The following is a 22031-nucleotide window of genomic DNA, read 5'->3' as shown; positions in this document are numbered from 1 at the left end:
TTCCCCATGGGCGGGTGGACCCGAACCGGGCAGCACCGCTTTCCAGAGGCATCGATGCGTGCGCGGTCCTGGTGCCTGAGAGGTTGACGGGGAGGTATTGCTCCTTCGGCGCCCGAGACTGGCTGCCCCGAGACTCTCCCGCGCTACGCTGATGCGCGGCCCAGTCTACCGAGCGTCCCTCGGCCGATGCGAATGCGCCGGGCCGGCCGGCGCTAACCGGTCTTGCGGTCGCGGAACTTGCGGCGGCTGGCCAGTTCATCCTCCGGCGCGGCGATCGACTCGCCGCCGTCGGCGCGTTCGCCGGGGAAATCGGCGATGACGCCGGTCAGCTCCCGCATCGCGCCCGATACCGCGATCCCGAACACGCCCTGGCCGCCCTGCAGCAGGTCGACGACCTCCTCGGCCGACGTGCACTCATAGACGGTGGTGCCGTCGGAGAACAGCGTGATGTTGGCCAGATCCCGTACCCCGCGCTCCCGCAGATGGTCGACGGCGACCCGGATGTTGTGCAGCGAGATGCCGGTGTCGAGCAACCGCTTGACGATCTTGAGCACCAGGATGTCTTTGAACGAGTACAGCCGCTGACTGCCGGAGCCGGCCGCGCCCCGAATAGACGGCACCACCAGTGAGGTGCGGGCCCAGTAGTCCAACTGGCGATAGGTGATGCCGGCGATCTGGCAGGCGCTGGGCCCGCGGTAGCCGACCAGTTCGTCGGGCACGGAGTCATCGGGGAACAGCCCGGGCTGCACCGGTTCGCCGACGCCGGAAGCGGTCGCTGCGACTTCGCCATCCGAACCCGATTCGGAGGGACTCGCGAAGTTCAGCTGTTCCTGCCCCGGTTGCTCGCCCACGATGCTTCCTCTCGCCGATCGCGCTCGTTGCCACTGGCTGGCCGGTGGCCGCGTTTGCTCTTGCCCGAGTTGGTCGTGAGCATACGCTGTCCGGCGAGCCACCGTGCGGTTCCCGCCGTGGCTCAAGTATGGGGGCCGTGATTTCCGCATCCTGCTTTGGCGATGGGCGTGTCGTCGGACCGCTCGCAGATGAGACGGATCTGTGACGGGGCTGAGCCCGCCGCGCCGGGTCAGGTTGCTTTGAAATCGTCGGGCGACACGCTATCGAGGAACTCCTTGAACTTCTCCACCTCGTCTTCGCGCACCGCGCCGGAGGGCTCATCGTCGGTCTCGTCGGGGATCAGCAGGCCCGCTTCGGCCAGCACCGCCTCCTCGACGTAGATCGGCACCCCCACCCGCAGCGCGATCGCCACCGAGTCCGACGGACGCGCCGAGACCGTGATGTCACGGTCGAAAATCAGGTCGGCGTAGAACGTGCCCTCCTGCAGGTCGACGATCCGGACCTCCTTGAGCGAATGCCCCAGTGCGGCGATCAGGTCGCGGATCAAGTCGTGAGTCAACGGCCGGGCCGGTTCCACACCCTGCTGCTCCAGGGCGATGGCGGCGGCTTCGGCCTGCCCGATCCAGATCGGGAGGTATCGGTCGCCGTCGGCCTCGCGCAGCAACAACACCGGCTGGTTCTGCGGTTGCTCGACGCGAATGCCGACCACGCGTACTTCACCCATCTCCAGTCAGCCCTCCGCAATTGCTTAACCCAAGTCGCTGTGTCCCAGTCCGACTCGCTGCGAAACCCCCGGTCCGGCAACCGCATGTCGCACAACAAGCCGCCGACGCGAGTCTAGTCCTCAGCCGTGCAGAACGTCGTGTACCGCCGACTTGAGCAGCGCGGTGTGCAGCGCGATTGCCAGCGCGGCCACCTCGCGCGCCAAGTCGTCGGCGCGGTCGCGCGCGCCGGCCTTGCCACCCTTGACCAGCGGCCCGGCGATCTGTGCGATCAGATCGGACTGCCGGTCGGCGGCTGAGCGGAACGCCCGCAGGTGCCGTGGCTCGACGCCGTAGTCGCCCAGTCCGCGGGCGCACTGCGCGATGACGACCGCGTGTTCGTCGAAGAATCCGCCCGGCCCGGCCGTGATCACCCCCGTTCTGACCAGTGCCGTCAGCAGGATGTCATCGACCCCGGAGCGCTCCAGCAGGTCCTCCCGGCTCAGCCTGACCCGCCGGGGCGGTACGGGCAGCGCCGTGCCGCTGTGCGCGGCGTCGGCGGCCGACACCAACCGCGGCACCGTATACGGCGACTCGGCCAGCGGCAGCGCCCCGTCCGGCTCGGCGTCCAGCCTGGCCTTGATCACTTTCAGCGGCAGGTACTGGTCGCGTTGCGCGGTCAGCACGAACCGCAGACGCGCGCAGTCGTAGGCGCTGAACCGGCGGTAGCCCGACGCCGAGCGCTGCGGCGTCACCAGCCCCTCGGCCTCCAGGAACCGAATCTTGGAGATCGTGACATCGGGAAACTCCGGCCGAAGCAGATCCAGAACCGCTCCGATCGACATCCCGGCCGGTTCGGGGCTGTCAGGCGCGCTCACTTAGCTCCCCGGCCCGCCCTCGGTCTCAGCCGTCTTCGGGCCGGTCAGGAATACCAGCCGGAACTTGCCCACCTGTACCTCGTCGCCGTTGACCAGGACCGCCGAATCGACCGGCTCCCGGTTGACGTAGGTGCCGTTGAGGCTGCCGACGTCGACGACCTGAAACTCGTTGCCTTCCAGGCGGAACTCGGCGTGACGGCGGCTGACCGTGACGTCGTCGAGGAAGATGTCACTGTCGGGGTGCCGGCCGGCGGCGGTGACCGGTTGGTCGAGCAGGAAACGCGACCCGGCGTTGGGGCCGCGCTTGACGACCAGCAGCGCCGAACCCGCGGGCAGCCCCTCGACACCCGAGGTCAGGCTCTCACCGCCCGCCTGCGCGGGAGCGTCGAGTTCGCTCAGGAAGTCGGCGCGGAAGACCGATGTGGTTTCCACCGTGACCTCGTCGCCTGCCTGGTCCTGCCCATTTCCTGGGTCCTTCTCCGTCACCCGCTGCTCCTCACTGGCCACTGTCGTGTTACCTGGTCGCACCCGCCGGATATCCATGGCACCGGACCCACGATTGTTGAGTCGACCGTACCGCGCAGCGGTCGATAATGTGCCCCGCACCGCGGGATCGTGTCGCGGAATACCCGCCGCGATATCCGGCGCGTCCCGGCAGGCAGGCTAGCAATACTCATTCCGCCAGCGTCGCGCGGTACGCGTCGGGCGTGAGCAGCCCCGCGAGGGTCTCGTCCAAGCCGTCCGCGGCCTGAAGATCGACCAACCAGCCGGCGCCGTACGGATCGGAATTCACCAGCTGCGGGCTGGCGTCGAGGTCCGCGTTGACGGCAACCACTTTCGCCGAGATCGGCCCGAACAGGTCCGAGACGGACTTGGTCGACTCCACCTCGCCGAAGCTCTCCCCCGCGGTCACATCGGCGCCCACCTCGGGCAGTTGCACGAAGACCACGTCGCCCAGCGCCGCCTGCGCAAAGTCGGTGATGCCCACCCGGACGGTGTCGGTTCCGGTGCGCTGCACCCACTCGTGCTCGGCGGTGTAATACAGGTCGGACGGAACATTGCTTTCCGAGCTCACGGTGATCGTGCTCCTTGCGCTGTCGGGTTCACTTGACTGGCTGAGCGTATTGGCGCGGTTTCGGTTGCCGCAACACGGTCACCTCAACGTGGTCGGCCTGCTGCACCGCCATGGCGCCACCGAGCCGTTTAACGCTGTCGACCGCACCACCGGGAATGTTCATCGCGGCCGCCAAGGTAGGCGGATCGCCGATCGCCAGTACGGAATACGGTGGCACCAAGGCGATCCCATCGAATTCCAGCTCTCCCGGCGTTCCGGCCACCCAGGAGTCCACCCCGATGCGCACCGCTTTGGCGGCGTCACGGACCTCCATCGCCTCGGCGCCGGCGGCTCGAAGTTCGTTGATGACATCCAGCATGGTCTCCGGCGCCACGCCGCGCGCCGGGTCGTCGACGGTGACCACCACCCCGGGCCCGACGGCGCCGACCGTCCCGACCATGATCGCCAGGGCGGAGAGCCGCGCCTGGGCGGTCTCGATGGCGGCGCGATCGCTGCTGCCGGACTCCTGCAGGGCGTTGAGCGTCTGCTGCAGCTCGGCGATCTCGGTGTTGAGCGCGGCTTCGCGCTGTCGCAGCGAGTCCAGCAGCACCAACAGGTCGGCGGGCCGGGCCGTCTCCAGGGCGTCGGTGGAGTCGTTCTGGCGGACCTGGGTGACGATCGCGATCCCCAGCAGCAGGCACAGCAACATCGCCAATACGCCGAACAGCGGGCTGGAACGCCCCCCGCGAATACCTCCGAAGCCGCGCCGCGACGGCGCGCCGTCAGCGGTGTCGGGTAGTTCGTGCCGACCGTGCGGCACCGGATCCATGCCCATGACGCGTCAGGCCCCGAACAGCCGTCGTCGCAGCGCCGCGGCGTTGCCGAAGATGCGGATGCCCAGCACCACGATGATCGCGGTGGACAGCTGGGTGCCGACCCCCAACTGGTCGCCGAGGTAGACGATCAGCGCCGCGACCAGGACGTTGAACACGAACGACACGACGAACACCTTCGCATCGAAGATCCGCTCCAGATAGGCGCGCAGCCCACCGAACACGGCGTCCAATGCCGCCACCACGGCGATCGGCAAATAGGGCTGAACCACCTCTGGAACGCTGGGATGAAATACCAGGCCCAGCACGATGCCGGCGACCAGCGCGGCGATACCGATCATCTAGAACCCACTCCAGCCTCCCGAACCGGATTTCCGCCCGGGTACGACGCCGACGGCCGCGTACCCGGCAAGGCAAGCTTGCGTCACGGCTGCCCGATCTGTTTGGCGAACCGGACATCTCGCACCGAACCGGCCGGCAGGGTCAGGTCTGAGCCGGTCCGGCTGTCGACGCGCACCACCACCCCGTAGGACACCTCCAGCAGGCGCAGCCGGTAGAGCCCGGGGGTCCGCTCGAAGGCGTCGCGCAACTCGCGCGGTGACCCGATGGCGCGCACCGAGTACGGGCTGCTGATCGGCTTGTTGTCAACCAGGATCGCGCCGCCGGCCTGCCGGATCGTCACATTGGGCCCGATCCGGACATCACCGATCGCGATCGCCTCGGCGCCACTGGCCCACAGCGAGTTGACGACGAGCTGCAGGTCGCGGTCCAAGATGATCTGTTGGCTGCCCGACACCCGCTGCTTGGAGGCATCGGAGAGGTTGCGTCCGGCAGCGCCCGGGTCGGTAACGGTGACGGTCAGCCCGGGGCCGGTCACCCGGGTGCTGGCGGCCGCCAGGCTCAGCGCGTCGAGGCCGGCCAGCACGCGCTGCCCCTCGGCGTCGTCGGCCAGCCGGTGGCGGCGCAACTCATCGACGCGATTCGTCCAGGTGTCGCGTTTGTCGACAAGCCGCACCGTCACCGATTCGGCCGAACGAACGTTGCTGGCCAGCACCTGCTGGGCGTCACGCACCCCGGGCGCCAACGAGCGGGCCTGCGAGAACGCGACGGCGAACACCGTCGCCATCAACAGCGCCGCCACCGCCTCCCATGCCCAACGCGCGGCCGGCCGCCCGGTGCCGCGCCGGTCACGCTCGGCCGCCGCCGCGGCATAGCCGGGATCCAGGTGTTCGGACAGCAGCGACCGCAGCAGCGAGGGCACCGCGAATCGCTGCGGCCGGCCCGCCTCGTGAGCGCCCCGGTCGCTCTGGCCGTCATAGCCGCTGAGCGCGAAGAACGGTTCAGACATCTGCCCCTCGGGAGGTGATCTTCGGCAGCGTGCGGGCCACCAACCTCACCTGGATCAGGTACAGCACGAACGCCCACAGGTACATGCCCATGCCCCAGATCAGGAAGGCCCAGCCGACCGACAGCACCGTCCGGCTCCATACCGCGTCCCACTGGCCCAGCAGGATCAGCGGGAACGCCGACATCAGCGCGAAGGTGCCGGCTTTGCCGATGTAGGTCACCGGCAGCGCGGTCAGTCCCCGGCTGCGCAACACCGGCAGCACCGCGGCCAGCAGCAGGTCGCGGGCCAGCAGTGTGCCGATGATCCACCACGGCACCAGGCCGCGCAGGCCGAACGCGATCGGCACCGCCGCCATGTAGAGCCGGTCGATCGCCGGGTCGAGCAGGGCGCCAAGCGCCGAGGACTGGTCTAGCACCCGGGCCAGCTTGCCGTCGGCCCAGTCGGAGATGCCGCTGATGATCAGCGTCGCCGCCGCCAGCCCGTCGGCCTGCGCGACCAGCAGCAGGTATCCGAAGACGACGATCAGGCCGAGCCGAGCCAGGCTGATGACGTTGGGCACCGTGAGCACCCGGTCTTGGACTCGATCCGGGCCCGCCCCGGCAGACATCCCGGCCGCTCCTAGCGGAAGATTCCGGGCAGGCTCAGCGCGTCCATGGTGTCGTCGCTGAGCGGGTTGTCGCGGACCATGTAGGTCCACGTCGATGTCGGCCGCGCCAGCTTGGACAGGTCGATGCCCGGCTCGGACTCGATGTGCTCGGATGTCTCGAGGGTCTGCTGGGCCGCCTCGATGGCGTCGGCCGCCAGCGAGGCGAACGCGTCCAGGGCCATCCGGTGGAACTCATCGAGCGGGTTCTGCCTGCCCAGCGCGCGCAGGTGGATGCTCTCCCGGATGTCGGCCAGGAACGCCAGGTGATCGGCCCAGCCGCGGTCCAGGTGGTAGAGCATGATCAGCCGGCAGATCTTCTCCAGCTTGGCATCGGCGTCCTCGCCCAACTGCTTTTTCAGCTCGGCATAGCGCTGCGGGGTCAGCTCGGCGAGTTCCTCGCGGGCCGCCGGGGTGGACAGCAACGTGTTGCGCCGTTCGACGATGATGGCGCGCTGCTGGGCGATCAGCTGGTTGTAGCGCCAGGTGTTGGCATGGATGTCGAGCAGCTTGCCCTCGGCGATGCGCTGTGCGTGGTCGAGCATCCCGGAGGCCTTGGGACTCAGGATGCGCCCATCCTCGTCGGTCTCGGTCGGCAGCTTATTGGGTTCCAGGTTGGTCGCCGCGACGTCGTCCTCCCAACTGGAGAAGAACACCGACGAGCCGGGGTCGCCCTGCCGGCCGGCCCGGCCCCGCAGCTGGTTGTCCAGCCGCTCGGTGTGCTGGCGCCCGGTGCCGATCACGTGCAGCCCGCCGAGTTCGACGATCTCATCGTGGTTCGTCTCGTCGGAGCCGCCGAGCCGGATGTCGGTGCCTCGCCCGGCCATCTGGGTGGAGACGGTGACCGAGCCGAGCTTGCCGGCCTCGGCGATCACCGTGGCCTCCTCGGCGTCGTTCTTGGCGTTGAGCACCACCGCCGGCACGCCGCGTTTGCGCAGCCGCTCGTAGAGTTCCTCGGATTCGGCGACGTCGTGGGTGCCGACCAGCACCGGCTGCCCGGTGGCGTGGATCTCGACGATGTGTTCGACGATGGCGTCGTTCTTGGCCGCGGCGGTGATGTAGACCCGGTCGGTCTCGTCCTCACGGATGTTGGGCATGTTGGGCGGGATCGGCGAGACCCCCAGCTGGTAGAACTGCCGCAGCTGCTCACCGGCGGCCAATGCCGTCCCGGTCATGCCACATACCGTGGGATAGCGGTTGACCAGGGCCTGCACCGTGATGGTGTCGAGCACCTCGCCGGTCTCGGTCGTCTCGATGCCCTCCTTGGCCTCGACCGCGGCCTGCAGGCCGTCCGGCCAGCGCTGCAGCGCGGCGATCCGGCCGCGGGAGGCGTTGATCAACTGCACCTTGCCGTCGCGGACGATGTAGTGCACGTCGCGCTGCAGCAGTACGTGCGCGTGCAGGGCGACGTTGACCTCGGTCAGCGTGGACACCACGTGTTCCTCGGAGTACAGGTCGATGCCGCCGAGTGCCGCTTCGACGCGCCGCGCTCCCTTCTCGGTGAGGTGGATGTTGCGCCGGTCCTCGTCGGAGTCGTAGTCCACCCCCGGGGTGAGCCGGCCGATGAGTTCCACGATCTCCATCCGGGGGTTCTCCCGGTGAGTGGTGCCGGCCAGCACCAGCGGCACCAGCGCCTCGTCGACCAGCACCGAGTCGGCCTCGTCGATCAGCGCCACGTCGGGGTTGGGCGAGACCAGGTCGTCGACGTCGGTGACCAGCTGATCACGCAGCACGTCGAAGCCGATCTCGTTGATCGACGCGTAGGTGACATTGCACTTGTAGGCCTCGCGGCGCTCGGCCGCGCTGGAGTCGGCGGTGATCCAGCCGACGGTCACCCCCATCGCGGTCAGCAGTGGTCCCATCCACTCGGCGTCGCGACGGGCCAGGTAGTCGTTGATGGTGACCACGTGCACGTGGCGGCCGCCGATGGCGTAACCGGCGGCGGCGATCGCACCGGAGAGCGTCTTGCCCTCGCCGGTGGCCATCTCGACCACATCGCCGGCCAGCATCCGCAGCGCGCCCTGCAGCTGTACATCGAAGGGGCGCATCCCGATGCTGCGCTCGGCCGCTTCGCGGGCGATCGCCAGGAACTGCGGGATGTCGGACGCATCCGCCAGGTCCTTGAGCTTGAGCAGTTGCGCGGCCTTGCGCAGCTGCTCGTCGTCGAGTCCGGCGGCCTTCTTGGCGAAGGCGGCCGCTGCGTTGACCTCGGCCATCGAGCGGCTCTGGTTCTTCTCGGTGCTGGCGCCCAGCAGTTTCCAGAATTTTCCGCTCAGCCGTCCCGACTTGGCGCGCGTGGTCCCGGAGACCGTTTTCGAGGTGTTAGCCACAGCACAACCGTACGCGGTGGTCGGTGTCACCAGCCCGGGGGCACCACCGCGCCCGTCGGCTTTTCCCGCGCTGCTCATCCGACGCGACGACGCGGCGCTGCGGTAGGTTTCGCACGGGATTTTTCCGATTTCCGATACCGGCGGTGACGTGATTCCGGCGGTAGCGACCGCAAGGAGACCTGGCAGTGGACTCGAAGCTGTTCAACCCGTCCATCACTTGGTCGCACGCGCTGCCCGATTCGCTGCTGTGGATCGCGGTGGCCTGGAGCATCAGCGCCGTCTGTGTGTTGGCCGTGCTGGTGCTGCTGCGGATGAGCACCCGGTGGGGCCGGCAGTTCTGGGAGATCACCGGCGGCTACTTCACCGGACGCGAGAGCGCCCGGGTGTGGCTGATGTTGGGGGTGCTGCTGCTGTCGGTGATCACCGCGGTGCGCCTCAACGTGCTCTTCAGCTTCCAGGGCAACGACATGTACTCCTCGCTGCAGACTGCGTTTCAGGGCGCCGCCGGCGGTGACGAGGCGGTCAAACAGTCCGGCGTGCACGGGTTCTGGGTGTCGATCGGCATCTTCAGCCTGATGGCGGTGCTGCATGTGGCGCGGGTGATGCTCGACATCTATCTGACCCAGCACTTCATGGTGAACTGGCGAATCTGGCTCACCGACCGGCTCACCGGCGACTGGCTCGAGGGGCGGGCCTACTACCGCGCCCGCTTCGTCAAGACGCCACTCGACCCGGCCGTGGGTGAGGCCGTCGAAGGGGCGATCGACAACCCCGACCAGCGCATCCAGCAGGACATCGACATCTTCACCGCGGGCAACGGCGCCAACCCGAACGCGCCGGCCAACGGCACCGGTGGAACCTTGTTGTTCGGCGCCGTGCAGTCCATGGTGACCGTGGTGTCGTTCACGGCCATCCTGTGGAACCTGTCGGGCACGCTGACCGTGTTGGGGGTCGACATTCCCAGGGCGATGTTCCTGATCGTGCTGCTCTACGTGGCCGTCGCGACCATTGTCGCGTTCTGGATCGGCCGGCCGCTGATCCGGCTGAGCTTCCGCAACGAGCTGACCAACGCCGCCTTCCGGTATGCACTGGTGCGGGTACGCGACTCCGCCGAATCCATCGCGTTCTACCGCGGCGAGGTCGCCGAACGCCTCCAGTTGCGGGAGCGGTTCGGCGGGATCATCGACAACTACCTGAAGTTCGTGAACCGGACCATCGGGTTCGCGGGCTGGAACCTGTCGGTGAGCCAGGCGATCGTGCCGTTGCCCTGGGTGATCCAGGCGCCGCGGTTGTTCTCCGGGCAGATCATGTTCGGCGGGGTGGCGCAGACCGCGACAGCTTTCGGCAACATCTCCGATTCGCTGTCCTTCTTCCGCAACGCCTACGACAACTTCGCCGGCTACCGTGCCTCCATCATTCGTCTGCATGGGCTGGTGGAAGCCAACCGCGAGGCCCGCGAGCTGCCCGAGCTGCTGGTGAAGCCCAGCACCGACGGCACCGTGGCGCTCGAGGGCATCGAGGTGCGCAGCCCGGCCGGCGACCCGCTGGTCGAGGCGCTCGATGTGCAGCTGGGTATCGGTGACGCGCTGATGATCGCCGGACCGTCCGGCAGCGGAAAGACGACCCTGCTGCGCAGCCTGGCCCAGCTGTGGCCGTACGCCTCGGGCACCCTGCAACGTCCCGACGCCGACAACGAGACGGTGTTCGTCTCCCAGCTGCCCTACATCCCGCTGGGCGACCTGCGGACCGTGGTCGCCTATCCGCTGGCGCCACAGGAGATCTCCGACATCGCGCTGGTCGATGCGCTGGGCAAGGTGCTGCTGCCGCAGCTGATCAACCAGCTCGACAACGTCGAGGACTGGGCCAAGGTGCTCTCGCCGGGCGAGCAGCAGCGGGTGGCGTTCGCCCGGCTGCTGCTGACCCGGCCCAAGGCGGTGTTCCTCGACGAGTCGACGTCGGCGCTCGACGAAGGCTTGGAGCTGGCGCTGTATCAGCTGCTGCGCACCGAACTTCCCGACACCATCGTGGTCAGCGTCAGCCACCGGCACACCGTCCGCCAGCATCACAAGCAGGTGCTCGAACTGCTCGGCCGGGGCCGCTGGGAGCTCACCCCGGTCTAGCCCACCACCCGCGAGCGTGCGCGTCCCCGGTCGACACGCCGTGGTGCACATCGGATTTGCGCACGTTCGGACCCGGGGCGGCCGGTCAGCGGGAGCGGGCTGCCGCGTGCGCACCGGCACGGCGACCGAAGAACGAGCCCTCGCCCAACTGGGTGCCGCTGGCATAACCCTTGCCGTCCTGGGCGATGTTGGCCGCACAGGCGCCGGCGGCGTAGAGGCCCGGCACCGCGCTGCCGTCGTCGCGCAGCACCTCGCCGTCCACCGAGGTCGCCAGCCCCCCGATGGTGAAGCCGGCATACATCGCCTTGCCCAGCGACAGGTCGAAGGCGCCCCACGGCCCGGTGTCCTGCGGGGCGAGGAACGGCGGCTGCTTGTGAAAGTCCGGGTCCTCCCCGCGCGCCGCGTAGCTATTGTAGCGATCCAGCGTCGCCACCAGGTTCCCCTCCGGAATCCCCAGTGCCGCTTCCATTTCCGGAACCGTCTCCCAGCCATCGATCAACGTGACCAGCGGCACCTGCGGCGTTCGCAGGTGGTTCTCGTCGACGATCAGGAACGCCGCACTGTTCGGCTGATCCATCACGTAGCCCGACGTGCGCGAGTGATAGGAGTCCTCGGCGACGAAGCGCTTACCGTCGGAGTTCACGATGATCCCGGTGAGCAGGATCGACGGCGGATAGACCGGCGCGGTGATGAATATCTGATCCATATGCTTGGTGGCACCGCCCGCCGACATCCCCATCCGGATGCCCAGTCCGTCGTCGTAGGTGTTACCCAGCACGAACGGCTTCTCCGCCAGTTTCGGGGTGTACTGGGCGACCATCTCCGGGTTCATCACGAAGCCGCCGGCGGCGATCACCACCGACTTCGCTTTGATGGCACCGCTTTGGGTGAAGTGTTTCCAGGTGACACCGGCGACGGCGCCGGCGGCGTCGGTGACCAGGCCGGTGGCACCTGTTTCGTAACGGATCTCCACGCCGAGGCCCTCGGCCCGCTTGAGCAGCAGATCGATCACCATCTTGGCGCCCTGGGTGTCACCGGGAACCGGAACTTTGTGCCCGCGCGGCGCCGGAACGGCCTGGTTCAGGTACGGCCATACCTTTTCGTTGCCGGTGTACATCAGCCCCTCGGTGTTGGGCTGGATCACCGCCTTCTCCGGGTAGTAGCTGCGCTCGAAGGCGACCCCCAGCTCTTCCAGCCAATTGAAGTGCTCGACGCTGCCGTCGCAATAGGCCCGGATCTTGTCGTGCTCGGGCTCCCGGGAGACCGCTACGAGGTACTTGTACATCTCGTCGGGTGAATCCGGATGCCCGGTTGCCTGTTGGACGGCGGTCCCGCCGCCCAGGTAGAAGTGCCCGCCCGCCATGGCAGTGGTGCCGCCCGCCTCGGCGGCCCGCTCCAGCACCAACACCCGCGCACCGGCTGCCGCCGCGCTGACCGCCGCGCAACCACCGCCGATCCCGAATCCGATCACCACTACGTCGACCTCATCAGACCATGACGAGATGTCCTCTACGGCAACGGTTGCCGGTATTTCGGTGGTCATCGAAGTCGTTCCTTCCCGTGCTGGCGCTGCGCGTCGTCGCCGGCGCGGCTCACCTCTGCTGCTCTTTGATGTAGTCGAAGACCGCTCGGATCTCCGCCGGAATGTATGCGATCTCCACGAACGGGACACCCGCCTGGGCCGCCGAGACGTAGCCGAACCGGATACCGCCGGGCATCACGCCTTGGGCGACCACGCCGGCGCCTTGGGCAGCGGCGTCGTCGAGCATCGCGGCGAAATCGGCGGGGTCGGCGGCCTCGATGCAGATGTGATGCAGGCCGGGACCGCTGTCGCGGAGGAAGTCAGCGTAGATACTGCGCCCGCTGACCGGTGCGATCAGTTCCAGTTGCATGTCGCCGGCATAGCTCAGCGCGATGTCGGCAACGAAGTCGGCCGGTTCGCCCCGGTAGCTGCAGGTATCCGGGGTGAAATGCACGCCCGGCATGCGGACCCACTTGCGGGCGCCCAACAATGCGCTCAGCGTCGATTCGGTGGCGTCGAGATCACTGGTGACCCAGGCGATCTGGACGGGTGGTCGAGGCGGCGGAGTCACGGCAGCGGGGTTGGCACGCCGACGTCTTCGCGGACCTGCTGCGAGATCGCCGGCCACGACACCGCGGCCGGGTACTGCCCCCACACGCTGTTGAACAACCCGACGATCCGGGCGGAGCCGGGCCCGCGGATGACATACACCGGGCCACCGGAGTCGCCCTGTTGGCTTCGAACGCCGTGGGTCATCGTGAACCATCCGTTGTTGACCCGCTCGACGGTTCCGCAGGTCTCTCCGGTGACGATACCGAAGTGGCAGACCGGGTCTCCCGGCGCCACGATGTCGTCCGGACCGGCCTCGAGTCGCAGCCCGCCGGGCAGGATGTCGTTGCTGTCGACATCGTCGGCCAGCACGATCGCCTCGTAGTCGGCGATCACCTGATCGGTGTTGACGGTCGCACCGTTGGGGGTGTTGTCGCGGAAGGTCGCCATGGTGCCGATGACGTTTCCGGCCCGGTCGGTGACGGGGCCGCTCCCCCGGCAGTGGCCGGCGGTGAAGGCGACACGCATGATCGGGTCGACGTAGCCGAGGGTGCACACGTGAGTGTCCTGGTGAATCTCCATCCCGGGAAACACCAACACCCGATCGGCGCGAGCGGTACCGACCGCCGGGGACGCGACCGTCGCCCCGACCGCAACTCCCACCGCCAACAACCGCACAATGCGCCCGGGCACCGTCTCGACTCCGATCGTTGAGGCCGGTCAGCCCGGCCGGGATTCGACCACCGTGATCACCGGCGCAACGCGACGGCCCGGCCCCGTTTTGGGCTCCGGGCCGCCGCGTCGGCCGTCAGCGGCGATCAGGGGATGGTCAACTCCTGACCGGGGTGGATCAAGTCCGGGTTGGCGATACCGCTGGCCTCCGCGATCTGCGGGTACTTGTTGCCGTCACCGTAGAACCGCTCGGCGATGGCGAACAGCGTGTCGCCGGAGACCACGGTGTACTTGCGTGCCGCGGGTGCGGCCGGCTCTGCGGGGGCCGCTGCAGCGGGGGCCTCTTCAGCGGGCGCCGCTTCAGCCTTGGGCTCCTCGGGCGGCGGGGCGTCGGTCTCGGTCTTGGTGGACCAGGCGGCGCCGTCGGCGGCGTAGAGCACCAGGTTGCGGTCGTCCTGCAGGACCAGCTTGACGTCCTTCTTGCCCTTGGTGTCGGTGTGCCAGATGGGCTTGTCCGCGGTGTACAGCACGAAGTTGCCGTCCGGCTGCACCTCGGCACGCACCACGTCGTTGCCGTTGGTGCCGGATGCCCAGATCGCCTTGCCCCGCGCCGCCAGCACCAGGTTGCCGTCGTCCTGCAGGGTCAGGGTGTACGCCCCGTTTTTAGAGGTCAGCGACTCGCCCTTGACGAGCTTCTTCCCTGCGGTGAGCGTGTCTCCCAAGCTCTGTGCCACGTTGTTCCCTTCTCATCGGCACGCCGCGGCCGAAGACGCCGGGCGTTGTCGCGCGGATGCGACGTCGCAAGCCTATGCGAACACCGGTCGGTGCGTCCCATCAATGCCGCAGTGCCGCCGAAGCCCGCGACGACGCGGGTTGCCATCCGGGCGGCCCGAAAACGTAGCCGAGCCGATCGCGCCACCTCTTCGCCGCGCGCACATCGGCGAGGATCGAGGCGTATTCGTGGATCTGCAGTTTGATGATGTTGAAGGTGTCGACCTGCTTGGTCAGCCCGTAGCGCGGCCGGAACCGCTCGGGCGCGAAGCTGCCGAACAGCCGGTCCCAGACGATCAGGATGCCGCCGTAGTTCTTGTCCAGATACTCCTGGTCCATCCCGTGGTGCACCCGGTGGTGCGACGGGGTGTTGAAGATGAACTCGATTACACGCGGCAGCTTGTCGATCCGCTCGGTGTGCACCCAGAACTGGTAAATCAGATTCACCGAGAATGCGGCGAACACCATCCAGGGCGGAATGCCCAACAGCGGCAATGGAATCCACAGCAGGATCTCGCCGCTGTTGTTCCACTTCTGTCGCAGTGCGGTGGCCAGGTTGTAGTACTGGCTGGAATGGTGCGCCTGGTGGGTCGCCCAAACCAGCCGGACCCGGTGCGCGATGCGATGGTAGGTGTAATACAGCAGGTCCACGCCCAGGATGGCGATCACCCAGGTGTACCACTGCCGCGGCGACAGGTGCCACGGCGCCAGGTAGGTGTAGATCGCCGCGTAGCCGAGCAGCGCGAGGAACTTCCAGCCGGCGGTGGTGGCCACCGACACCAATCCCATGGAGATGCTGGTCCAGGCGTCCCTGGCGCGGTAGGAGCCGCGTTCAAGGTCGGCGAGCTTGCGGGCCGCAGTCCATTCCAGCGTCAGCAGCAGCAGGAAGAACGGGATGGCGAACAGCACCGGGTCACGCATCGGGCCCGGCAGCACCGACCACACGCCAGCGATCCCGTCCACCGCGCTCACCTCCAGTGCCCAACAGCCTAGATCAGCGCGGCGACCGTCACTCCGGCGACAGGGCCGCCTGCCCCTCGGCGTGCCACTGCACCGCATAGACGCCCGGCTGTAACGAGAGCTCGCCGACCAGGCGCTCGAGCCGTTCCGGCGCCCGGCTATCCGACAACATCGTGGCGGTCAGGGTCATGTTGTCGTCGCCGGCCGGACCGGTGTGGATCCCCCGCAGCACCAGGTCGTTGCCGGCGGTGTGCTGCACGATCTGGGCCCGCAGGTACTTCTCGGATTTGGGCCGGCAGACCACCTGCACCTGGTAGAGCGACTGCGGCTCGTCCTCTTCGATGTGCTGATCACGGTCGATGAGCCGGCCCAACGGTCGCAGCAACAGGTGGGTGCCGACGATCGCGCCGGTGCCGATCACCGCGAACAGCACGTCGCCGGCGGCCGCCAGTACCCCGACGGCCGCCGAGCACCACAGGGTCGCCGCGGTGTTCAGGCCGCGAACGTTGAACCCCTCCCGCAGGATCACCCCGCCGCCGAGGAATCCCACCCCGGACACCACATAGGAGGCGACCCGGGTAGAACTGGTGTCACCGGCCGAAACCGAGTAGAGCACGAACAGTGTGGCCCCAGCCGCCACCAGCGCATTGGTGCGCAACCCGGCCATCCGGGCCCGCCACTGCCGTTCCAGCCCGATCAGCGCGCCGCAGCCCAGCCCGACGGCCAGTCGCAGCGTGAACTCGGCGACGCTCAGCGTCTGCATGGCCCCAACGATGTCACAGCTACCCGGCGACCACGGGTCGAGCCATCACCGTCGGCTTGAAGCCGTACCGCGGCGCGGCGAATCCGTAGTTGCGGCCCTGCCCGGCGCCGGCCAGCGGCACGCCCGGCATACCGGCCGCGCCGGCCTCCGGCGCGTGTGCGGCAACGGTCCAGCCGGTGGCGGCCACGGCGCTGCCCGGGGCTGCGGTAGCCGGGATGGACGCCGCCCACGACTGCGGCACCGACAGCGCGCCGACCGTGGACGCCTGCCCCATCGTCGCCGAGGCCGTGCCCAGCCCGCCCAATCCGGCGCCCAGGCCATTCATTCCATGGCCGAGTCCGCCGCCCAGCCCGAGCCCGCCGAGCATCGGGGTGAACGGGTCGATGGCGCCCAGGCCCAGCGGGTCACCCGCAGCGATGGCGGCACCACGCACCACCGCCATGTCGGCGGCGAAGTTGGAGATCCCGGCCGCGCCCATCGGACTGAAGGAGCTGCTCATCAGGTTGGTCATCGCGTTTGTCAGATCACCGGTGCTGATCACCTCGCCTCCGGTGACCGGCGGCGTGGGCGGCTGCACCGGCGCCGCGAGGGTCTGCAGCGTCTGCGGTGTGTTCGTAATCGCTTGCGACAGTGCGGATTGAGCATTCGACGAGGCCGCGTTACCGGCGGCCTGGGCGACCGCGGCCTGCTGGACCGCCTGCGACGACGGGTCGGCGACCTCGTGCGGTGAGTTGAACGGCGTCACCTTGGTGGCCACCGCCGACGACGCCGCGTAGCCGTACATCGCGGCAGCGTCCTGGGCCCACATCTGGCCGTAATGCGCCTCTGTCGCGGCGATCGCCCCGGTGTTCTGACCCAGCACATTGGTGGCCACCAGGGCCGCGAGTTGCGAGCGGTTGGCGACGACCAGCGGCGGCGCCACCGTCATCGCGTACGCCGCGTCGAACGCCGCCGCTGCCGCCTTCGCCTGGGCGGCAGCCTGTTCCGCCCGGACCGCGGTGGTGCCCATCCACGCCGCGTAGGGCGCGGCCGCGGCGGCCATCGCGTTGGACGCCGGCCCCATCCAGCCCTCGCTGATGAGCCCGTTGATGACCGACTGGTAGGCGGCCTCGGCCGAAGCGAGTTCGGCGGCCAACTTGTCCCACGCCGCCGCGGCGGCCATCAGCGGTCCCGAGCCGGGACCGGTGTAGATACGAGCCGAGTTGATTTCCGGCGGGAATGCTCCGAAGTCCATGGCATTGCTCCTTTTTGAGTGGTGGTTGAGAGAGGTCTGGTGTTGAGCGGGTGTGCAGGCACGTCGACATCCCGATACGCGTTGCGCAGCTGGCCGGAGGCACGAATCGGGTTAGCCGGTCATGGCGACATACCGGAGCCGGGCACGTCGACGAAACCGCTGCTCGACGGAGAGTTCGGGCCGACAAGCGGTTTCACCGACATGCCGAAGCCTGACGCGTTCCGCTGACGGAAGCGCGCCAGCTGACGAATTCAGCGCCGGTGCGAATCAGATGGTGAAAGCAGTACCGAGATCTAGGGAGACGAACATCGATCTCGGATAGGAACTATCACTCGGACTCAATGTCGCTCTCACCTCCTCTCGGCCTGGGCACGCGCGGGTGCCTGCACGTATGCACACAGAGGTGGGGACGCCCGGCGACGGCCGGACTTTCGCACCCCTCTCGTCAGAGCTTCGGCACTGCACGGCGTGTCCTGCCTGCGTAATCAACGCGGGTCCGGAAGCCACTTGGGCTCAACCCTTAAGCCGGGAGGAGCTGTCCTGACCCGGGGCGTCTTTCGACGTTCGGGGTCAGTGGCCTATATCCGTGCAGACGCCTCACCTAACGAGGTGCTTGCCTCACCATAGTGCACCAGGTAACTGGCAGGGTCAATCGGACACGGCGGGGCGGGAGCGGCCAGCGGGCCAATAGTCCGCTTCGGTGGCCAAATCGCCTACTGTCGGGCAGAAGTCGCACCGGTTTCAGCCGGGCTGCCGGCCCGGTCCGGTGTTGCTCTGACCGTCGGGATTGACGTGCACCGCATGCACGCCGGGTTGCTCGGCGAGTTCCTCCAGCAGGCTGTCGAGGCGGCCGGCGTCGACGTGCCAGTGCTGCACATCGGTGGTGCCGGCCAACTCGGTGACGAGGCGTTCCAGTCGGCTCTGCGCGTGACCGTTCATCGCGGCGGCGGGATGGCTTCGCGGTGCGGCACCGGTGAGCGCCCGCGCGGCCAGGCTCGCCAGCGCGATGTCGCCGAAGACCCCGGTGGGAATCTGCGCTCCGGCGACCGCAGCCGCCGGCGCTGCCGCCGCTGCGGTGGGCAACGCCGCTGCGACCATCTTGGCCACCGGCGCGGTCGTCACCCAGTTCGGCGGGACGCTGAGTCGGCCGATCGTGCCCGCGCCGCCGGCACCGGCCGATATCGGCGCGGCAGCGACCGGTGGCGGCGTTTCCGTGGCGGCCAACGCCGTTGCGCCGGAGCCGAACCCGGCTTGCCCGCCGGTGGCCGCGGCGATGTCCAGGTCGATGTTGAGATTGCGGGAGTACTGGATCAGTCCGTAAAGCACGGTCTTGATCGCGTCGTTGAACGGCACGATGGTCTTCGGCAGCAACTCAATGTAGGAGGCGATCTGGGCCAGTGACAGCGCCGCGGTGGTCTGCGCCGGCGGCGTCGAGGCGGCCGCAACCGCCGCCGGAGCAAGCCCGTTCAGCGCCTGAGGAATGGCGGTGATCAACCGCGACAGCTCAGCGTGCCCGCTGGCAGCGGTGGCAGCGGCGACCGCCGCCGCCTGCCCGCCCTGTCGCACAGGGTCGGTGGTGGGCGGTGGTTCGGCGAATGGGGTCAACGCGGTCGCGGCGGCCGACTGGGCGGCATAGCCGTACATCGCCAGCGCGTCCTGGACCCACAGTTGCGCGTACTCGACGTCGAGCGACGCGATCGCGGCGCTGTTCTGCCCGAGTACATTCGACGCGACGAGCGCTGCCTGCGCGCTGCGGTTCGCGGCGATCATCGGCGGTGGCGCGACGGCGGCGAAGGCTTCGTCGAAGGCGGCCGCGGCCGCGGTGGCCCGGGCGGCAGCCTGCTCGGCCAGGGCTGCGGTGGAGTCGAGCCAAGCCACGTAGGGTGCCACTGCGGCGGCCATCGACTCCGACGCCGGCCCCAGCCACCACTGGTCGGTCAAGCCCGACAGCACCGAGCGGTAAACCCCGGCAGCCGAACCGGTCTCGGCGGCCAGCCGCGCCCACGCGGCCGCGGCCGAGGCCATCGGCCCGGAGCCCGGGCCGGCATACAGCCGGCCGGAGTTGACCTCCGGCGGCAGCGCTGCGAAATCCATTCCCCTCACCCCCGGCCCCGTGGCGGCCCGGTGTCGGGCGGAACCTGCGCCTCGGTGTCGAAGTAGATCTCGTGGACCCCGGGCTGTCCGGCCACCTCGCCCAGCAGACTCTTGAGCCCGCCCGGCTCCACATGCCAGTGCCGCACCTCTCCCGCCTCGCTGAGCCGGCCGGCGATCCGCTCGCTTTGAGCATCCGCCCGCTCGCCACGTTTCCGCCGACCGGCCCGTCCGGCCGTCATCGCGGCAGCAGCCATGCCCGCACCGTGTCCTTGTGGTGCCGCTGCGGCGGCGGCCGGTGCCCCGGTGGGTACCGCCGCTGCCATCGGGGCCTCCGGCACCGACTCGGCCCAGGCCGGCGGGACCGCGAGTTTGCCGACCACGCCTGCGTTCCCGGCGCTCGCGGCCACCACCGGCCGCATCCCGCCGCCCATCGATTCCACGGCACCCAACGCCGTTGTGCCCGAGCCGAATCCGGCCCGTCCTCCGGTGGCCTGTGAGATGTCCAGATCGGTATTGAGGTTGCGCGCATATTGTCCCATGCCGTAGAGCACCGAGATGTTGGTGTCGTTGGCAGGCAGGACCGTGCGGGCCAGTGTCTCGAGGTAGGAGGCGCCCTGCGACACCGGGTCGGTGCTCTGCGCCGAACCCAGCACGTCGAGCGGTGCGGCCTGCGTACCGCCGGACCCGGAGAGTCCGCGCAACGCCTGCGGTATCGCGTTGAGCAGTTGGGACAGCTGGTTGTGCGCACCGCCCGTGGCGGCCGGTGTGACCGCAGCGTCCTGTCCGCGCGACGGGTCGGCCACCGTTGGCGGCGAGGTGAACGGCTGCACGGCCGTCGCGGTTGCGGAGCGCGCGGCGTAGCCGTACATCACCATGGCGTCCTGCACCCACATCTGTCCGTACTCGGCCTCCGCGGCCGCGATCGCCGTCGCGTTCTGTCCGAGCACATCAGAGGCGACCAACGCCGCCAACAGGCTGCGGTTCGCGGCGATCGCAGGCGGCGGCACGATTGCTGCGAACGCCTGCTCGAACTCGCTCACCGCCTGCATCAGCCGGCTCGCGGTCTGCTCCGCCACCGCCGTGGTTGCGGTGAGCCAGTTCACGTAGGGGGCCGTCGCGGCCGACATCGCCTGCGCCGCCGGACCGAACCAGGCCCGGCCGGTGAGTTCGGCAATCACGGCCTGATAGGCCGACGCCACCGCACCGAGCTCCCCGGCCAGTGCCCGCCATGCGCCGGCCGCTGCCAACATCGGCCCTGCCCCCGGGCCGGCATACATCCGCGCCGAGTTGGTCTCCGGCGGCAGCGCCCCGAAGTCCGGCATCGCTCTAGTCCTCCGCCGACGGGGGGATCACGATGATGGTCGCCTTGCTCGGTTTACCGGGCTTGCCGGCCGGCGCTCGGCCGGTGACCCCGCCGGGTCCGCGCCCGCCGCCCCCGGCGGTGAGACTCATGGCACGGCCGGCCAGCCCACCCAGTGCCAGGTCGCCGGCCAGCCCGCTCTCGCTCTCCGCGGCAACCGCCGCGACGGCTTCCGGTCCAGCCTCGGGGAACACCGCGGCGACGGCCTTGGCGGTCGGCGTCTGGGCGAGCCATCCCTGCGGCACCGACAGCCGCCCGATCGAGCCGCTGTTGGCCGACCCGGCCGACACCGCCGGCGTCGGGGCCCCGGCCAGCCGCGCCCCGGCCAGCGCTTGCGCCGGCAACGGCTGCTCGAGCCAGGGTTTGGGCCCCTGTGCCCGGTTGACCGCGGAGACCACGTTCGCGCCGTTCATCGGCAGCAGCACGCACTGGATCGCCAGCAGGTAGGGGATCCCACCGATGCCGAACAGCGAGATCGGCGACAGCGGGCCGGCCAGGAAATCGAGGATCGCCGTCGGTTCGGCCTGCGCCGTGCCCGAGACCGCCATGCCCTGTAAGGCCTGCGGCACCAGCGAGATCAGCTGGGTCAACGACGACTGGGTCTGGGCACCGGCTCCTGCCGCCGCCTGGCCGGCTGCAGCCGACTGTGCTTGTAGGCCGGCCGGATTGGTGGTCTGGGGCGGCTGCGCGAACGGAGGCAGCGTGGTGGCGTTGGCCGAGGCACCGGCGTAGCCGTACATCGCGGCGGCATCCTGGGCCCACATCGCGGCGTATTCCGACTCGGCCGCCGCGATCGCCGCGGTGTTCTGGCCGAGGATGTTGGTGGCGATCAGCGACAGCAGCAGGCTGCGGTTCGCCTCGATCAGCGGTGGCGGCACCGTCGCGATGAAGGCCGCGTCGTAGGCGGCGGCCGCCGCCCGGGCCTGGGCGGAGGACTGTGCCGCCTGCGCAGCAGTGCTGCCCATCCAACCGGCATAGGGCTGCGCGGCCGCCGCCATCGCGGCCGCCGTCGGCCCGGACCAGACCTGCGCGAGGCTGGTGACCACCGAGTTGTACGACGACGCGGTCGAACTCAACTCGGCTGCCAGTGCGTCCCATGCTGCGGCGGCCGCCAGCAACGGCCCGGATCCGGGCCCGGAATACATTCGCCCCGAGTTGATCTCCGGCGGTAACGCTCCGAAATCCATGCCCTACCACCTCTGGTCGATCGGCCGCGACGCGGATTTCCGATTAGTTGGTGACGGCGCAGCGCCCCGGGGACTCGGGTCGGTCAGGCCCAGCTGGAGCCGACCGAGGCGTCGGTGTTGGCCATGTTGTTACCGGCGGTCTGCACCTTCTGACCGTGAG

Annotated in this window: 21 protein-coding genes, 1 pseudogene and 2 riboswitches; of the genes and pseudogenes, 1 reads left to right on the top strand and 21 read right to left on the bottom strand. The window is 69.0% G+C overall.

The features are described from left to right. Positions 1-53: 53 nt before the first annotated feature. Positions 54-151: riboswitch (glycine riboswitch) on the bottom strand. A 61-nt stretch (positions 152-212) separates the two neighbouring features. The 10 genes from ACAG20_RS02600 to secA2 all read right to left on the bottom strand — a co-directional run bounded on the left by ACAG20_RS02600 (position 213) and on the right by secA2 (position 8639). Next, on the bottom strand, positions 213-851 hold the full coding sequence (locus ACAG20_RS02600) for a MerR family transcriptional regulator (protein WP_112685399.1): 639 nt from the start codon (positions 849-851) through the stop codon (positions 213-215). Positions 852-1081: 230 nt separating this feature from the next. Then, entirely contained in the window at positions 1082-1576 is a 495-nt protein-coding gene (locus ACAG20_RS02595) for a bifunctional nuclease family protein (RefSeq protein ID WP_013828856.1), read from the bottom strand. 120 nt (positions 1577-1696) lie between these two features. After that, positions 1697-2431, bottom strand: a complete 735-nt coding sequence (locus tag ACAG20_RS02590) for a MerR family transcriptional regulator (RefSeq protein WP_112685397.1) — start codon at positions 2429-2431, stop codon at positions 1697-1699. Further along, the gene (gene garA, locus ACAG20_RS02585) at positions 2432-2917 is read right to left on the bottom strand and encodes a glycogen accumulation regulator GarA (protein WP_112685439.1); all 486 of its coding nucleotides are present in this window, start codon (positions 2915-2917) and stop codon (positions 2432-2434) included. It abuts the gene before it with no gap. A 187-nt stretch (positions 2918-3104) separates the two neighbouring features. Beyond that, on the bottom strand, positions 3105-3506 hold the full coding sequence (gene gcvH, locus ACAG20_RS02580) for a glycine cleavage system protein GcvH (RefSeq protein WP_013828853.1): 402 nt from the start codon (positions 3504-3506) through the stop codon (positions 3105-3107). A 28-nt stretch (positions 3507-3534) separates the two neighbouring features. Continuing rightward, entirely contained in the window at positions 3535-4320 is a 786-nt protein-coding gene (locus tag ACAG20_RS02575) for a DUF881 domain-containing protein (protein ID WP_370491432.1), read from the bottom strand. Positions 4321-4326: 6 nt separating this feature from the next. Further along, positions 4327-4659 carry a small basic family protein gene (locus ACAG20_RS02570; protein ID WP_064855409.1) on the bottom strand — a complete coding sequence of 111 codons (333 nt, stop codon included), beginning with the start codon at positions 4657-4659 and terminating at the stop codon, positions 4327-4329. 83 nt (positions 4660-4742) lie between these two features. After that, a complete protein-coding gene (locus ACAG20_RS02565; RefSeq protein ID WP_370491431.1) occupies positions 4743-5666 on the bottom strand; it encodes a DUF881 domain-containing protein in 924 nt (307 codons plus the stop codon). Beyond that, complete coding sequence (locus ACAG20_RS02560; protein ID WP_370491430.1) at positions 5659-6273, bottom strand: CDP-alcohol phosphatidyltransferase family protein; 615 nt, start codon at positions 6271-6273, stop codon at positions 5659-5661. The genes ACAG20_RS02565 and ACAG20_RS02560 overlap by 8 nt, the downstream gene beginning before the upstream one ends. A gap of 11 nt (positions 6274-6284) precedes the next feature. Continuing rightward, positions 6285-8639: an accessory Sec system translocase SecA2 gene (gene secA2 / locus ACAG20_RS02555; protein ID WP_370491429.1), complete on the bottom strand. Its 2355-nt coding sequence runs from the start codon at positions 8637-8639 to the stop codon at positions 6285-6287. A gap of 185 nt (positions 8640-8824) precedes the next feature. Between secA2 and ACAG20_RS02550 the strand changes: the two genes are divergently transcribed. Further along, positions 8825-10759, top strand: coding sequence for an ABC transporter ATP-binding protein/permease (locus ACAG20_RS02550; protein WP_370491428.1), 1935 nt, complete (start codon positions 8825-8827; stop codon positions 10757-10759). Positions 10760-10844: 85 nt separating this feature from the next. Here ACAG20_RS02550 and ACAG20_RS02545 read toward each other — a convergent pair whose 3' ends face one another. The 11 genes and pseudogenes from ACAG20_RS02545 to ACAG20_RS02495 form a co-directional block, all read right to left on the bottom strand. Continuing rightward, positions 10845-12302 carry an FAD-binding protein gene (locus tag ACAG20_RS02545; RefSeq protein WP_370491427.1) on the bottom strand — a complete coding sequence of 486 codons (1458 nt, stop codon included), beginning with the start codon at positions 12300-12302 and terminating at the stop codon, positions 10845-10847. Positions 12303-12351: 49 nt separating this feature from the next. Then, positions 12352-12852, bottom strand: a complete 501-nt coding sequence (locus tag ACAG20_RS02540; protein WP_112688177.1) for a VOC family protein — start codon at positions 12850-12852, stop codon at positions 12352-12354. Beyond that, positions 12849-13511: a hypothetical protein gene (locus tag ACAG20_RS02535; protein ID WP_165825081.1), complete on the bottom strand. Its 663-nt coding sequence runs from the start codon at positions 13509-13511 to the stop codon at positions 12849-12851. The genes ACAG20_RS02540 and ACAG20_RS02535 overlap by 4 nt, the downstream gene beginning before the upstream one ends. A gap of 137 nt (positions 13512-13648) precedes the next feature. Next, entirely contained in the window at positions 13649-14224 is a 576-nt protein-coding gene (locus ACAG20_RS02530; RefSeq protein WP_112688187.1) for a LysM peptidoglycan-binding domain-containing protein, read from the bottom strand. A 112-nt stretch (positions 14225-14336) separates the two neighbouring features. Further along, the gene (locus ACAG20_RS02525; protein WP_165825079.1) at positions 14337-15236 is read right to left on the bottom strand and encodes a sterol desaturase family protein; all 900 of its coding nucleotides are present in this window, start codon (positions 15234-15236) and stop codon (positions 14337-14339) included. A gap of 46 nt (positions 15237-15282) precedes the next feature. Further along, positions 15283-15996 (bottom strand): MgtC/SapB family protein, encoded by a 714-nt coding sequence (locus ACAG20_RS02520; protein ID WP_370491426.1) that lies wholly within the window; start codon positions 15994-15996, stop codon positions 15283-15285. A 19-nt stretch (positions 15997-16015) separates the two neighbouring features. Next, a complete protein-coding gene (locus ACAG20_RS02515; RefSeq protein ID WP_370491425.1) occupies positions 16016-17230 on the bottom strand; it encodes a PPE family protein in 1215 nt (404 codons plus the stop codon). Positions 17231-17660: 430 nt separating this feature from the next. Next, positions 17661-17846, bottom strand: a riboswitch (M-box (ykoK) riboswitch). A 125-nt stretch (positions 17847-17971) separates the two neighbouring features. Continuing rightward, the gene (locus ACAG20_RS02510) at positions 17972-19324 is read right to left on the bottom strand and encodes a PPE family protein (protein WP_370491424.1); all 1353 of its coding nucleotides are present in this window, start codon (positions 19322-19324) and stop codon (positions 17972-17974) included. 5 nt (positions 19325-19329) lie between these two features. Beyond that, on the bottom strand, positions 19330-20646 hold the full coding sequence (locus ACAG20_RS02505; RefSeq protein ID WP_370491423.1) for a PPE family protein: 1317 nt from the start codon (positions 20644-20646) through the stop codon (positions 19330-19332). Between the two features lie 4 nt (positions 20647-20650). After that, positions 20651-21871, bottom strand: a complete 1221-nt coding sequence (locus ACAG20_RS02500; protein ID WP_370491422.1) for a PPE family protein — start codon at positions 21869-21871, stop codon at positions 20651-20653. An 83-nt stretch (positions 21872-21954) separates the two neighbouring features. After that, positions 21955-22031, bottom strand: a pseudogene (locus ACAG20_RS02495) (type VII secretion protein EsxI); the annotation flags it as partial.

Source organism: Mycobacterium sp. pW045 (assembly GCF_041287085.1).
In the GTDB taxonomy this organism is placed as follows: domain Bacteria; phylum Actinomycetota; class Actinomycetes; order Mycobacteriales; family Mycobacteriaceae; genus Mycobacterium; species Mycobacterium algericum_A.
Note: the sequence above shows the minus strand (reverse complement) of the source record. Positions and strands in the feature narration are given on the sequence as shown.

Coding starts and splice junctions, on each gene's coding strand:
- ACAG20_RS02595 (WP_013828856.1), bottom strand. CDS start 1,576: ATGGGTGAAGTACGCGTGGTCGGCATTCGCGTCGAGCAACCGCAGAAC.
- ACAG20_RS02575 (WP_370491432.1), bottom strand. CDS start 4,320: ATGGGCATGGATCCGGTGCCGCACGGTCGGCACGAACTACCCGACACC.
- ACAG20_RS02570 (WP_064855409.1), bottom strand. CDS start 4,659: ATGATCGGTATCGCCGCGCTGGTCGCCGGCATCGTGCTGGGCCTGGTA.
- ACAG20_RS02565 (WP_370491431.1), bottom strand. CDS start 5,666: ATGTCTGAACCGTTCTTCGCGCTCAGCGGCTATGACGGCCAGAGCGAC.
- ACAG20_RS02560 (WP_370491430.1), bottom strand. CDS start 6,273: ATGTCTGCCGGGGCGGGCCCGGATCGAGTCCAAGACCGGGTGCTCACG.
- ACAG20_RS02545 (WP_370491427.1), bottom strand. CDS start 12,302: ATGACCACCGAAATACCGGCAACCGTTGCCGTAGAGGACATCTCGTCA.
- ACAG20_RS02520 (WP_370491426.1), bottom strand. CDS start 15,996: ATGCAGACGCTGAGCGTCGCCGAGTTCACGCTGCGACTGGCCGTCGGG.
- ACAG20_RS02515 (WP_370491425.1), bottom strand. CDS start 17,230: ATGGACTTCGGAGCATTCCCGCCGGAAATCAACTCGGCTCGTATCTAC.
- ACAG20_RS02510 (WP_370491424.1), bottom strand. CDS start 19,324: ATGGATTTCGCAGCGCTGCCGCCGGAGGTCAACTCCGGCCGGCTGTAT.
- ACAG20_RS02505 (WP_370491423.1), bottom strand. CDS start 20,646: ATGCCGGACTTCGGGGCGCTGCCGCCGGAGACCAACTCGGCGCGGATG.
- ACAG20_RS02500 (WP_370491422.1), bottom strand. CDS start 21,871: ATGGATTTCGGAGCGTTACCGCCGGAGATCAACTCGGGGCGAATGTAT.